At 47.0% G+C, this 14,406-nt stretch carries 10 protein-coding genes; 2 read left to right on the plus strand and 8 right to left on the minus strand.

The genetic code is table 11. The features are described from left to right. Positions 1-12: 12 nt before the first annotated feature. From H8B09_RS21350 to H8B09_RS21390, 8 genes are all read right to left on the minus strand, one after another. Positions 13-771: a DUF8837 domain-containing protein gene (locus H8B09_RS21350; protein ID WP_191205574.1), complete on the minus strand. Its 759-nt coding sequence runs from the start codon at positions 769-771 to the stop codon at positions 13-15. A gap of 420 nt (positions 772-1,191) precedes the next feature. After that, a complete protein-coding gene (locus H8B09_RS21360) occupies positions 1,192-1,563 on the minus strand; it encodes a sigma-70 RNA polymerase sigma factor region 4 domain-containing protein (RefSeq protein ID WP_224753830.1) in 372 nt (123 codons plus the stop codon). A gap of 979 nt (positions 1,564-2,542) precedes the next feature. Beyond that, on the minus strand, positions 2,543-4,531 hold the full coding sequence (locus tag H8B09_RS21365) for a hypothetical protein (RefSeq protein WP_224753831.1): 1,989 nt from the start codon (positions 4,529-4,531) through the stop codon (positions 2,543-2,545). Positions 4,532-5,778: 1,247 nt separating this feature from the next. Beyond that, positions 5,779-6,612 carry a MurR/RpiR family transcriptional regulator gene (locus H8B09_RS21370; protein WP_318152681.1) on the minus strand — a complete coding sequence of 278 codons (834 nt, stop codon included), beginning with the start codon at positions 6,610-6,612 and terminating at the stop codon, positions 5,779-5,781. A 21-nt stretch (positions 6,613-6,633) separates the two neighbouring features. Beyond that, on the minus strand, positions 6,634-7,392 hold the full coding sequence (locus tag H8B09_RS21375) for a PHP-associated domain-containing protein (RefSeq protein WP_191205579.1): 759 nt from the start codon (positions 7,390-7,392) through the stop codon (positions 6,634-6,636). Next, positions 7,364-8,548, minus strand: a complete 1,185-nt coding sequence (locus tag H8B09_RS21380) for an ABC transporter ATP-binding protein (RefSeq protein ID WP_191205580.1) — start codon at positions 8,546-8,548, stop codon at positions 7,364-7,366. The genes H8B09_RS21375 and H8B09_RS21380 overlap by 29 nt, the downstream gene beginning before the upstream one ends. A 1-nt stretch (position 8,549) precedes the next feature. Next, positions 8,550-10,337: an ABC transporter permease gene (locus H8B09_RS21385; protein WP_191205581.1), complete on the minus strand. Its 1,788-nt coding sequence runs from the start codon at positions 10,335-10,337 to the stop codon at positions 8,550-8,552. Next, complete coding sequence (locus H8B09_RS21390; protein WP_224753832.1) at positions 10,334-11,572, minus strand: ABC transporter substrate-binding protein; 1,239 nt, start codon at positions 11,570-11,572, stop codon at positions 10,334-10,336. Before H8B09_RS21390 ends, H8B09_RS21385 begins: the two co-directional genes overlap by 4 nt. A gap of 278 nt (positions 11,573-11,850) precedes the next feature. Between H8B09_RS21390 and H8B09_RS21395 the strand changes: the two genes are divergently transcribed. Together H8B09_RS21395 and H8B09_RS21400 are read left to right on the plus strand one after the other, a co-directional pair. Further along, complete coding sequence (locus H8B09_RS21395) at positions 11,851-13,386, plus strand: FAD-dependent oxidoreductase (protein WP_224753833.1); 1,536 nt, start codon at positions 11,851-11,853, stop codon at positions 13,384-13,386. 89 nt (positions 13,387-13,475) lie between these two features. Continuing rightward, positions 13,476-14,390: an AraC family transcriptional regulator gene (locus H8B09_RS21400; protein WP_224753834.1), complete on the plus strand. Its 915-nt coding sequence runs from the start codon at positions 13,476-13,478 to the stop codon at positions 14,388-14,390. The last annotated feature ends 16 nt before the right edge of the window (positions 14,391-14,406 follow it).

Raw genomic sequence — 14,406 nt, forward strand, 5'->3', positions numbered from 1 at the left:
GCTTCTCCTTAGTTAATAAGTATAAGAAACTGTGGTTACGCCATAATTAATTGCTGAAGTAGTATCCGTACCAAAATAGACATCTATCCAATAACTTGTTCTGTTCGGACCTGAACCTGTATCATCTACAGTGAATATATCCCTGTAGCCAGAGTTAGGCAAGTAAATGTCTACGTTAGTAATATTTAATACAGTACCGAAGGGAATAACTGGAGAGTTGCTAGTGCTGCCACTGGTGATATCCTTTACTCGATGGACTGCAACGATCCCCAACTTAGGCGGATTACCATTTGCTGTATTGTTGCCTGTCGCGTTATATGCGGTAGAGTCCTGATTTGACTTGGTAGTAGTTGTAGCCGCAAGAGCACCTATCGTGGTAGACGCAAACTGAGAACTTGTAATAGACGTTTCAGCAGGCTGAATCAGAGATTCTCCCGTGGAAGAGAGCTTTTGCTTACTATTTTCAACTAGCTGTGCTTCTGAAATTCCATTATCCAGGCGAGGAAGCTTTGAAAATGGTGAAAATTTTCCGTCTGCATCCGGCCCTGCTTCAATCGCTTCCCTTAAAGAATTAGGATCGACATTGTTTACTTGCGCTAGTCTTTCAATTTGTGAACCAGAGAAGTAGGTGGTCTGTCCATTCAATGTTACAGAAGCCCCCTGCGTTCCTGTACTCACCTGGCTCAATGGTTGAGCAAACGCGCCTGAAGCAAAGGTCAACAACATTACAGAGGATAGCGTGACTCCTGTTACAGCTTTGAATAGTTTCATTTTTTCATTCCTCCATTATTAATATCGTTTTGGCTTACAAATATTTAAAAGACAAATAAGCAACAAAAGGTAACCCCAAAAATGGCTCTTCACAAAAAAAAAAAAAAAAAGGCTAACCAGAAATTTCTGGATAACCTAATGATATGAAGGACTTATTGCTAGAGAAAAGCAATCTGAATTATCTCGCACTGTCTCCTCTATTCCTCGTTGTAATTGGCTTAAAATGCTTTGCGGCTAAAAATAACTCGATCATCAACTCTTCTTTAATATCCTCATGATACTGAAAATCGAATTCCTTAACCAATTTTAGTATAAGTGGCTCAAATCTATTTAATAATTTCTCGAAATCCTCGTGTGCTCCCTGCCCCACACGTAAGAGTAATTCAGCTATACCATCGACGTTCCAAGTTACTTTTTCAGTCATAGATATATACGACGACGAAGCTTTTCAAGAGCATTTCGTTTTGTTTTCAAAATTGTATTTTTAGAAACGTTTAGTTCGTTACATAAATCAATGACTTTCTTACTGTTCCAGTACAATTCTGTTATTACTCGTTTTTCATTTGAGGTTAATCCAATTATTCCTTGCTCAATGATTACCTTATCTGCAACAAGATCATCAAATGATTCCTGATTAGTTGTCACGCCTAATGTTTCAAACGAAATGGTATCATGTGTAAGATTCTCTCTATTAGAAATTAAAGACCATCTTTTCTTCAATCTACTTGCTCGTCCTTTTAAACAAAGTTTAACGTACGCTATGGCGGAAGCCTCAACTTCTGTATCCATCATTTCTCTCCTCTCATGAATAAATATAGCATCTCTTTACTTTTGCTCTCGCGATATGTCGCAAATATTATCTTATATACAAGTTCCCTCCTCGATGTATTAAAGAGATAAATATCAAAATGATCGTCTTGTCCACACAATGATGATTGAAATTTCAATTTTCAACACACCAAAATTATACAATAATGTCGGTTTAAGTGCAAATGATGTCATTTATCTGAACCGGACATGCCTTATGCAGTTCACGAGATTAACTGGTAATTGTGAGAATCTATGCTTGAATAAAATGGCCACCAAGACATAGCAAGTTCAGGTGACCAGAATTCGGAAATAAGAGTTGCCAAAACGGCGAACCTCTGTGTCAAAATCAATATAGATTCACTTAGATCCCTTGTGGTTTCTGAAACGAACCTGGCAACGAGTGTGAAAGAAGCCGTTAACCATTTCGCCGTGGGGGCAGCTTTCATTACTCGTTTTTTCTTTGTTTACGAACCATAACGCATAAGAAAGTAAGGTTTCAGCAGCAAAAACCATTTCAAGATGAGCAATTTGGTACGCCTCTGAAGTAGAATGACACGCTAGTTGATTTTTCGTTGAATCAATCTCCCACAACTTCTACTTGTTACTTCAAGTTGAGGCCGAGTTTGCAATAAAGCTATGGTGGGGTATCCAGCCCTTTCTCTGTTAGCAAAACGTATTATGAAGGCTATGAGTGAACGTTCAGTTTGACCCGCATTGTAAGTACTTTCAGGAACTGTGTGTTGACTCCATGTTAACTCCGAACAATAAAAAAACATCGCCAGGGCGCATAGGCCACTTAGCGATGCTTTCAATTATTAAATACTGCTATTCATCTTCTCAGCTCTCTTCGTCTCCAACCGCCACCGGATTCTCCTCATAACTAATCCAATCGCTCCAACTAAATTTTTAATGTACCCTGTGTATTAATACCCTTGGCGCTTTAAAGTTTTATCTATAATTTTTATGCTTTCCTCGTATCCTTTTCTTTTTTATATTGTATATCTTTGTATCTTGATGTTTTACTTTCTCGATTGAATGTATTAATAAATTTACGTATCTCTTCTCGATTTTTTTTCACATCAATAAGGCATTGTGCCCTAAGTAATAGAGACTCTAAATAAAATGAAAAAATCGTATTATTAATAGCTGGGATTTTATCCAGCTCCGATGAAACTTGGTATGCACGCAGAGGGTTCCCCTCTCGATAATATCTAGCTAAATACATAAAATATGCTGCTTTTGACTCATCACGAATAAATTTACTTCCAATTAAACTATTACACTTTAATATATATCTCTCGCACTTACTTCTATCTCTACCAGCCCACATACCTACTTGCTTAGAGTACAGTTCAAAACAAGATCTTGACATTTGCTCTTCAAAAGTTTGGACATAATTTTCTGTTATATCTAATTGATTAATCGAAATAAGGAAGTCAACTACTTTCCGTCTTAATAGAATACTCCTGGCACCTGTTTTTACTACCGATACTCGATTTTGAACTTGTTGAAAGAACTCATACAAATCAGATTGACGTATATTCCCAACATTTGCTCGTTCACCGCGTTTAATTAAATGATTAATCTCAGACATGCAGTATATTAACCTAAGCACAATCCTTTCTTGAACCTGTTGCTCTTTATTTTGAATTAATAATGATTTTACTTTTTCTATTAATACAAAATTACTAATTACTTCAATGGGTTTTGCTTTTTCAAAATAATACAGCAAATTAGATAATGTAGGTTCACAAAAGAATGCTCTCATTAGAAAGCTATTATTGTTTGTTTGGTCAAACCGTCCTTTATATAAATTTGATAGTGTTTGTGAAACCAAAAGATCCTCTTCATATTGAAAATCAATTATACTTGCAATCATATGTTTTAGGGGTGCAAACCATTCTGAACTCTTTAATTTAAATACGGTATAAACATCGCTACGATTTGAATAGTTACCATTAATATAATTAACAAAAAGCTCGTTTACGTTATATTTATTTGATCCATTTATTGGCCTCAAGAATCCGATATTCACAAATATCTGTGCCTTCATATTGTGGATCCCAAGCTTAATAAATCCGATCTCTTCCACTAGAAAACCAAGAAGCTCCTCACTAACCTCTTTTAGACTTGCCTCCATAAATGAATAGCTTAAAGCTGCCATGAACGTCTGTGATTCTGTATTAAGTGTCTCTGTAGTATTTGCAAAGCAAAGCTCTAGAAACACGTCTTGATCGTCATACAATTTTCTAGCGTCTAATGAATACTTAGTTTGAAACTCAACTCGAAGGTCCATTATAGTTTTGTTACTGTTTCTTAAGGAGTCACAAAAAGAAAGAATTAATCCGGGGTTACCAGAAGTATATTCTTGAACCCACTCCCAATCTGTTTCTTCTGCTCTCTTTAATACTTCTTGTTTATCAGGCAAATTAATACTGACCAATTCCTTTGTTCTTGTTATATCAAATTCTAATACCGGGTATTTTTTCTCACTATCACCCAAACCTAATCTGCTTGTAATAATTAATCTTAATTGGTTGGTATAATTTGATATAAACATATCAGCGATTTTTGTAAATTCAGATAGATTACTTTGCACGATTTCAGTCTCTAAATTATCCAGAACTAATAACGTCTTCTGGGTAAAGATATTCTTCCATACTTCCTCTTCTATATCATTAATCGACTTGTCACCTGTCTGTATTTCCATATAGAATGCTAATCTTGTTACTAGATCAGTATGGTTGCTAATTACTTTATCAAGCTTCCGAACAACACCGTTTTCAAAAACTGAATTTTTAAAGCTCATAAAAAATATTCTGTCAAATGGCCTTTGAGGCGAATACAACAAATCTTCGATTATCTGAAGAACAATTGCAGTTTTCCCTAAACCACCATGTCGAATAATCGATATAGGGATCGGCATTCTTAATAGCCTTTTAATATCCATTAATTCCTGCCCTCGACCTACTAACTTATCGAATTTTTTTCCCAATGGATATTCAACAAATATTTATGGGATAGAATAAGATTCTATATCCTCAGTAATAAACTTATTCCACTTATTTTTTGATTTCTCATCCCTTAAGCTGATTACTACTTTTTCACAAGCTTCAACATATTTGATATGATTGCCCTCTTGACTGATGCATAACGGCGTAGACGTATCAAATGACTACGATGGTATAAAAGCTATCGAAATTATGTTGACATTCTTACACTGTGATCGTTGACTTTGCGCTGAATCGGTTTCTTATTCCATTAAATCGTTGACTTCGGCAAGAACAACTACAACTATGGTGGACTAACCTAGCCTCTGTCTATATAAGCAGGCGTTCAGGAGGCGGGTATAAACACGCATTCTGTTTGACCCTGTAAGTACTTTCAAGGCTTTCTTGTTGACTACCTGTTGACTTCGACATGTAAAAAAAAAAAAAAAAAACAGAGCAACGGCATCCCCTTCACCGCGCTCTGTATTGGTCTTCATATACTAATATGTGCCTTATCGCCCTTACTCCTCGCCCGTAGCCACCGAATTCTCCTCATAACTAATCCAATCGCTCCAATCAACAGCGTACTTGTTTAACGGTTGTCTTAGCTGCTATTACGGCAATACTGAGGCATTTATAAAGCTAACGGTTACCAGCGAAGCTATTGGAGGTAAACCAACATATTGGGGCTGCTTCGTACATCCATAAGTTCCACCGCAACCGTTAGAATATGAACCTGCTCCTTTTGAGCCGCATAGGTTCTCCAGCAACCGTAAACATTGTCTTAAACAAATGTATGTTTCATAAAAGAACAGCACCTGGGGGTAATGAACAACCGTCCCGCCATTATGGTAATAGGCCTAACAACTCCTCCTCCGAGGTCAAGTCTAGCGGTTGCCACAGTGGTTATTTCGGTTATATGACACCATTTGAAGCTGTAACGGTTGCTATTGAAGCTATAGACGGCAAAATAACGATTTTTGTTGATTAACTCGCAAATAAGCCCCTAATGCAACCGTTAGAATTTGAAAAAGCTCTCTCTGGGCCGAATAAGCACCGTGACGACCGTTGTGGCGAGCCCTAGGCACGGTATGCGGTGTGCGGGACCCATGCAGTAGTGCCATTAAATACAAACGGCTGAGACAGATTGATCATCTGCTCAGCCGTTTCAATTCAATGGCTATGCTGCTCACCGTCATTGCTACCGCTACACCTTCTTCGGCAGCCACTTCTGATACTGCCGGCGCAGCCGGTGCAGCTCTTCGCTGTTCGCGAGCGCCTGCTGCTCCCGCTGTTTGCCGACCGCGACGATGAGCGCCTCCATTACAGCGATCGGAGCCACCATGGAGTGGAACTCCCATTGCTGTCCGCGCGCCGTATAAAGGACAATGTCCGCTTTCTCCAGCATCGGGCTGACTGCAAGGTCCGTTACAAGCAGCGTCTTGCAGCCGCGCTGCTTCGCGGCATCAAGCAGCACAACCATCTCCGGCGACTCCGCCACGAAGCCGAACAGCGCGATCACATCCCCCGGATGCATATGCACGATATCCTCGAACAGTTCATGCCCGCCACGAGCAATCCGCTTCACATAAACTCCAAACCGCGTTAAGCGGAAGTCGAGCAGTGCCGTCAAACATTCCGCTGAACCGGGGCCATAGATATGGACCATACCGGCTTCCGCGAGCAGATCTGCCGCCGCTTGGAACGAGGTTTGGTCCAGCCGATCGGCTGACTGACGCAGGTACTCAGTTGGCGCCATGACGCTTGCTGCTGCCGCGCCCTTTTGCTCTTCCATTTTGCTAAAAGCCGACTGCAGCTTACGGGACGGGGACATGATAACTTCGTCCTTCAGCTTCTGTTTGAACTCCTTCATGTTCTTCGAGCCGACCTCGATCCAGAAGCGCGATACCGTCGATACGCTCACTTGGCAGGCAGCAGCCAGATCCTCTTCGACCATAAACGGAATATCATCGAGATTCTTGCTTATATAATCCGCGATGAGCCGATGGCCTCGCGTCAGCTTGTAGCTCCCGAACAGCACCCGAGCCCCTCCCGTCATCGGTTAGACCACTTCCGTCTTCTTCTTCAGCAGCTTCTTCACTAGATTCGCGGCCCGCACTTGAAGATGGAGCGATGGCGACAGCACGCGTTTATAGGCTCCAGCGCGAACCGCTTCCTTCAATTCGGCAATCGTCTCGAAGTTACCCACGAACGTGTTATGCACACAGCCCACCTGGAACATCTGATGCGCGTCGCTGCCTGCAACAACCGGCACGCCTAGCTCTTCGCCCAGCGTCAGCACCTTCGCGATGTTTTCTTGAATGCCGATCTCATGCAGGTCCTTGCCGTTCAGGTCGAACGCATCGAACCGCTTCAGCAGCTCGCGATCGACATGGTAGAGATGATTCGATTCGCGGAACGGGTGTCCGCCAATGACCATCATGCCCCGCGGCTCGCACAGCTCGAACAGACGCTCCAAGCCGATGAAATGGTCCAGCGACGTGTGATCTTCCAGAATCGCGCGAATCTCCAGCAGCTTATCCTTCGGACCGCTGACGAGGATATGGCCGCCTTCGGCTACATCGACTTCCATACCGGTGAAGATCTTGAAGCCGTCGCGATCATAGTAATGGTTGTTGCACGTGAACATGCGGTCCAGCGTACCGTACACATCCTCGAAGCGGTGCGTATTGAAATGCTCCGTTAACGTTATCGCATCAAGTCCGTTCGCCACTGCCTCATCAAGAATGCTGTTGAAGTGGTCGATATCGAAATTGGTTTTCTTCGAAAGCTTAACGTGAATATGAAAGTCGATTTTCATTGTGGTCGTTCTCCTTCGCTCGTTCGTCTTGTTGGCGGGCATGCCGATGTTCGATCCGCACACCCGTCTGTTTGTCGTACAGGTTGATTTGATCCGTGTCTACATGCATGAACAGCAGGTTGCCGGATTCACAATCCGGCTCACCCATGACGCGCGCCATCATCGAGGCGCCCCCGGCTTGCAATTGAATATGCGTATCCGCACCCGATGGGAAAATCGCTTCCACCGTCGCAGCCGTGCTTCCCGGTATCCGATTCACGAGCAGCTTAATATCCTCTGGCCTTACGGTCATAACAACTTCCCGTCCGACGTGAACAGATGACGCATGCTCGAGCGGCACGACTGCAAGCGGCGTCTGCAGACGGTAACCACTGCTGCTGTCGCCCATAATTCTGCCGTCCACCGCATTCATATGAAGGCCGGTATTGCCGATGAACTGCGCCACCTGCAGCGTGCGCGGATGCTTATACAGCTCGCGGGGCCGATCCAGCTGCACGATTCGTCCGCCGAAGAAGACGGCGACCTTCGTTGACAGCGTCATCGCCTCATGCTGATCATGCGTCACGTAGATGATCGTCGTGTTCAGCTCCTGATGAATTCGCTTCAGCTCGGCGCGCATCTCGACGCGCAGCTTCGCATCCAGATTGGACAGCGGCTCATCGAGCAGCAGGATGTCCGGCTCCGTCACGATCGCTCGCGCAATCGCTACGCGCTGCTGCTGACCGCCCGACAGCTCGCTCGGATAACGGTCGGCGAGCTCTGGAATTCGCATTTTGGCCAAAGCGGCATGTACGTTCTTCTGAATATCCAGCTTCGGCATTTTGCGAACCTGCAGGCCGAACGCCACATTGTCATAAACCGTCATATGCGGCCAGAGCGCGTAGCTCTGGAAGACGAGGCTTAATCTTCGTTTCGACGGTTCCATATGGAAGTCGGTCGCACCATTGGCAACCTCTCTTCCGCTGATCACAATCGTCCCTTGCTCCGCCTTCTGCAGCCCTGCGATCGTGCGGAGCAGCGTTGTTTTGCCGCAGCCGGACGGCCCGAGGAACGTCATGAAGTCGCCCCGCTCGATCGTGAGATTAATGTCTTGCAGAATCGGCTTTCGATCCAGCGAGACTTGGATGTTCCGCAGCTCGATAGCAGTCGGTCCCATTCTATTGCCCTCCAATTCCTTGCGTCAGATCCGCCTTGCCGAAACGAACCGCGAAGATATATACAACAATGACAATCGCGATGATTATCATGAGGATGACGTTGGTCAACTGCTCATAACCTTTCTCCGCATAGTAGAACGTGAGGGTTGTCAGCGTCTCCGTACGCGGCGTAACGAGCAGAATAATGAGCTCCATCTCCTTCATCGCACTGATGAAGACGAGCAGGAAAGCCGATACGAGACTCTTCCGATTGAGCGGCAGCAGGATGCGTCTGAAGCGCGTGAACCAACTCGCTCCGCCGATCTGCGCTGCTTCCTCCAGCTCTCGACCGATCTGCATCATCGAGGCGCTGCCTGCTTTCACCGTGAATGGCAGCTCCTTCACAATCGTTATCACGATGAGCAGCGTGATCGTGCCGTACAGCGCCGGGATGAACAACGTCGGTTTCGCGAACATCGAGATGTAAATGGCAGCAAGCGAGATGCCTGGCATCAAATAAGGCAGGAACGATACTTGATCGACCGCCCGTCCAAGCCAAGACTGCTTGCTCCGTGTTACGACATAGCCGAGCACCAAGCCGATAACCGCAGCCAGCACAGCCGCGACACCTGCAATGTAAAGCGAGTTGCGAAGCGCCAGCTTGAAGATCGGATTGTGAAGCACGCCCTTCTCTCCGGTATTAATGCCGGGGTCGGAACCTCCGGTCCAATAATGCATCGTCAGATTGCTAAGACTGTAGTTGCCTTCCTTGAGCATAAAAGATTGCAGCAGCAAGATAAGCAGCGGGACTAGAGCCGTCAGCGTCATAGCGACAACCGTCACAATCGCCACAGGATGTTTCCATCGACCAAGCGGCGTCAACGTCTTCGCGCTATCTTTGCCGGTTACAGTAACGAAGCTGCGCCTGCGTCCGATCACCCGCTGATTCATATAGATCGTCAGCATGGAGATGAGCATCAGCGTCAGACTGAGCACATTCGCCTCCGTCGTCAGCCGCGATCGCATACTCGAATAAAGCATCGTCGAAATCATATGGAAGTTGACGGGCGCGCCGAGTAATGCAGGTACACCATAAGAGCTTATCGCTTTGGTGAAGATCAGAATGAATCCAGACAGAATCGAAGGCATCACAAGCGGAAACACGATCCGTCGCAAAATCGTCAGCCGCGGCGCTCCCGTCACGCTCGCCGCCTCCTCCAGCTGGCTGTTCATCGAGCTGAGCGCAGCGCCGACAAGCAGGAAGAAGAAGACGCTGTCGTGGATCGACATCGTGATAACAATCGGGACGAAGCCGTACGAGATCGAGTCTGGCAGCGATATATGGAACAAAGATTGCATAATGCCTGGCGTTCCGCCGATTTTGCCATTTTTGAAAAAGGTTAGCCATGCCTGGGACAGAATCCACGACGGCAATAAATACGGAATGACAGCCAAGAACGTAATCGTCTTCTTGAGCGGCATATTCGTCCGTACGACGAGCCATGCAAGCCCGCAGCCGAGCACCATAGACAATGCCGAGACGGCGAACCCTACGCTGAGCGAATGCATAATCGGCTTATAAAATAGCGAGTAGCTCATGTCGCTCGCCAGAACCCGCTCCCAGTGGTACAGCGTGAAGTGACCTGGGTCAGCTTCTGCGGTCAATCGCGTATCCTGCTGCCGCCAGAAGAACGTCGTCGATACGATTCGCATCACGGGCCAGATGATCGTATAGGACAGCAAGAAAAGCGCGGCAATCCCGATCAAATGAACGGGATTGCGCAACCAATTGTACATGCGGTTCGTCATGAATTGTGCTTGATCCAGAAGTCGCGTACTTGCGGCGCAGTGTTGTACAGCTTCTCGCCGTCGAACAGCCACAGGTTCAGCGATTCGAACGCAACGTCATTTTTCGTTTTCACGTCTGAACGAGGCACCCAAGAACCGAGCTTGTTGAATGGCTCCATACCTGCACCCGTGCCATCCTTCTCGCCCATCATCCAGCGGATGAACAGCTTCGCTGCTGCTTCATGCGGCGCTTTGTTCGCGATGAACAGGTAACCCGAGTCCGGTACGGACGTCTTCGGCTGAATGTCCAGAATCGGCGCAATCGTCCAGCCGTTCTCTTCGTTCTTCGATACGTCGCCCGATACTGCAAGACCTACTGCTTCGCTGCTCGCTTTGCCGATGGCATCAAGAACGTCGTCGCTTCCTTTGAGCACGATCAGACCGTTATCGAACAGCTGCTTAATGAACTCATAGCCAGCATTGTCCGTGCCATGCAGCTCGATATCTGTGCCGAATTTCGCTTTGTAAGCAGCCGCCATATCATCGCTGTTAATGACCATCGTCGTGAACAGATCCATGAACGCTGGCGAGCTGAGCGGATCAGCCGTGTATACTTTGCCTTTGAACGCCGGTGTCGTCAGGTCCCACCAGTTCGTTACTGGCGCTTGCGAATAAGTCGATGTGTTATAGAAAATCGTACGGAACTCTACATAGTTCGCATAAGCTTCAGCTTGCGTACGGTAAGGCTCGTCCACCACCTCGGCGAACTCCTCCGGCAAATATTTGATATAGCGGCCTTGCTTGACCATCTCTTCATAGACCGCACCGCTAACTTCTTTGGTCAGAATGACGTCCGGGTTGAACTGTCCTGCGTCCTGCTCCTTCGTCACCTTGTCCATCATCTCGTCCGATTTCACTTTGCTGACTTCAACCTCGATGCCCGGATACTGCTTCATGAATGTCTCTGCTGCATCATTGGCGCGTCCCGATGTCGAGTAGACGATCAACTTGCCGCCTTCCTTCGCCTTCGCGTACAGATCCTCTACCGTCTCGGCTGCTGGAGTTGCAGCGCTCGTATCGCTGCCGTTGCTTGCATTGTCTGCAGCTGGTGTTGTTGTCGTGTCAGTGGATGCGTTAGACTCCGTTGATGCTGGCTCGTCTTTACTCGTCGTGCCGCATGCCGTCATGAGCATAATCGCGCAGATTAGCATGATCATAGCTAGCAGTGACTTGTTCTTGTGAAGCCGGGTTTGCATGAAACTGTTCCTCCTAGCGACGGACGTTCATCGTCTCGTCTCTTAAGTTTTGTACCGCTTGCCTATGACTATAGAGACGGTTTGTAAAACGAATGTCATGGTTATTTGGAGATTTAGTAAAAAACTATCACTTCGTCAGAAATGAAAGTTTTCTATCATCACTCACGCATCAGCTGCACCAAGTCGAGAAAATGATGAATGCTGTAGGTATTTCGAACTTTTCGTCGAATTTTTTTCATGTATATCCCATTTATTACAAAAGGAGGGCTTGCACCATTATGCGATCACTACCCATGCTTACGCGCACCCGAACGACAGACGTACATTTGGATGGCCAGCAGCAACAAAGCACAGGTGACTGGTATAGACCGATTCGTATGATCGTCTTATCCCTGCTTGCTGTTGCCTTGCTATTGAGCAGCAGTGTGACATTTTCTCCGAGATCCGAGGCGGCCGCGGCCGCGACTTCTTGTACAACACCCTGCCAACACTATGATGTCGTCGTCATCGGAAGCGAGCTAGAGGGGATACTTCTGGCTCAGGCCGCACACAAGCTAGGAAAAAGCGTGCTCATTCTCGATCCGCGTCCCAAGCCTGGCGGTCAGCTCATTCAAGGTCAAATGTTAGTTCTTGACGAACCGCATGATGCCAAAGCGCGTAGTCTCGTACAAGGTGAGATGAAGCGACTTTTTGACGGCTATAACAACAAGTCCATTCGGACCTTCGCTGAATTCAATCAATATTATAACGGTCTGATTAAGTCCATCCCGCTTGAGAGCGGCATTACGATCCAATCGATTCATTCGGTTCAGACCACTCCCAAAGGCAGTTCGCGTTCGATCCAATCCATCACATACAAGTCCCGCGATGCCAAGACGCATACGGTCGCCGCTTCATACTGGGTTGAGAACACAGACTTCGCGGCTATTGCTGGCAGGCTCGGGCTCACCCGTATACCGGGTACCGAATCCTTGTTCAAGGGTGGCGGCCCCGCCCCGGAATATATGGCGGCAACCTACATGCTTCGATTCAAAAATGTGAATTGGAACGAGCTGCATGAAGCGACGCTGCGTGACTATCCATTGACCAAGCTTGCGGCCAAATACGGTCCCGGCACGTATGTCGACTGGAACTTCGGCACTGGCTTCAGCAATCTGACCGCTAAGTTCAAACCGAAGGACACCCAGCTTAAGCTGCGCGGCATCAATTCAACCTATCAGCGGGACGGACGAGTCATTATTAACGCTCTGCTTATCTATGACGTGAATCCGTCGGACGACAAATCCGTGCAAGCTGCGATTAAGAAAGCCCAAGATGAAGCGCCTCGTATTCTTGAGTTCCTGCGGAAGAACATTCCGGGCTACAGTAAAGCGCAGCTCGACACTTTGCCCGACTACTTGTATATTCGGGAGCATGACCGATACGTATCGGAGTATGTTCTTAAGCGGGACGATCTGATGAACAGCCGCATGTTCTGGGATAACGTAAGCATTGGCGGTTACCCGATCGATGTGCAGGGCACGCGCAGGTTTCCCTATGGACAAGGCCTTGGCAAGCCGGATCGTTATGGACTGCCGCTTCGTTCATTCGAGATCAAAGGGATCGACAATCTGCTGACCGCGGGTAAAAATGTTGGTGCGGAAGCTGCTGCTTACGGCAGCGTGCGCATTCAACCGAATACCGGTCTTGCCGCACAGGTGATCGGCATCATCATCGGACGCGAGAAGAAACCGCTGCGCGAGCTGGACGCCGCTGATTTCAAGCGGATCCATCAATATTTGAAGAAGGATTACAAGATTCAGGTTCAGGCTTAGAAAAGCAATTATCGTCAAGAAACGAACATACGATCCGTGTACAATAGGTTTCAGCAGCGGCACGGCAGCTAGGAGGTTAGGTAGATCGCATGAATCGCGTTAGAGTGGATTACCCAAGAATGGTTCAGATGACAATTGATTATGCGGAGGAGCATCTGGATGAAGAACTATCTTTATCGCGGCTTGCGCAGGTCGCAGGGTTCTCCGACTTCCACTTCCACCGCGTCTTCCAGACCATGGCGGGAGAAACGGTAATGGATTATGTGCGCCAGCGGCGTCTGGCCGTATCCGCCTATCGGGTCGCTTACTCGGATGAGCGGTTGCTCGACATCGCACTCCAATGCGGCTTTCAGAATCATGAGACGTTCACGCGCGCATTCAAGCGAATGTACGGCAGAACGCCAGGCGAGTATCGCAAGCTGGGCATCAAACCTCCGCCCTATACCAAGCTGAATGTGCTGCAGCAGTACAACAATCCTTTTGTAGGAGGAATTCAATTGGAACATCGGATCATTAACAAACCAGCATTCAAGGTTATCGGGTATGAAACAACGACCACGTCGTGCAACGGGGACAACTTGAGAGAAGTTCCTGCTTTCTGGCAGGATTACATTAATCGGGGGCTGTCGCAGCAAATCCCGAATCGCATTTCGACTCAGATGGCGGAGCTTGGCATCTGCTATAACTTCAATTATGAGACGAGTCAATTCAATTACCTGATTGGCATGGAAGTCGACACATTCGATGGGATGCTGGAGGGTCAAGTCGCACGCGAGTTCGACGAGACCGAGTACGCGGTCTTCACGACGCCGCTTGTAGAGCGCGCGCTATTCGTGCACTCCGTTCAGAGCACGTGGCAGCGGATCTACACCGAATGGTTCCCGCAATCCGGCTATGAGCATGCCGGCAAAGCCGAGTTCGAGCTGTACGATGAGCGCTGCAACCCAGCTTTGCCTGAAGCGCAGATTGATATTTATATCCCGATTAAACGTAAGCAAGGTTAATAAGCTGCATCAAGAA

The organism is Paenibacillus terricola, assembly GCF_014779765.1.
In the GTDB taxonomy this organism is placed as follows: Bacteria; Bacillota; Bacilli; order Paenibacillales; family Paenibacillaceae; genus Paenibacillus_T; species Paenibacillus_T terricola.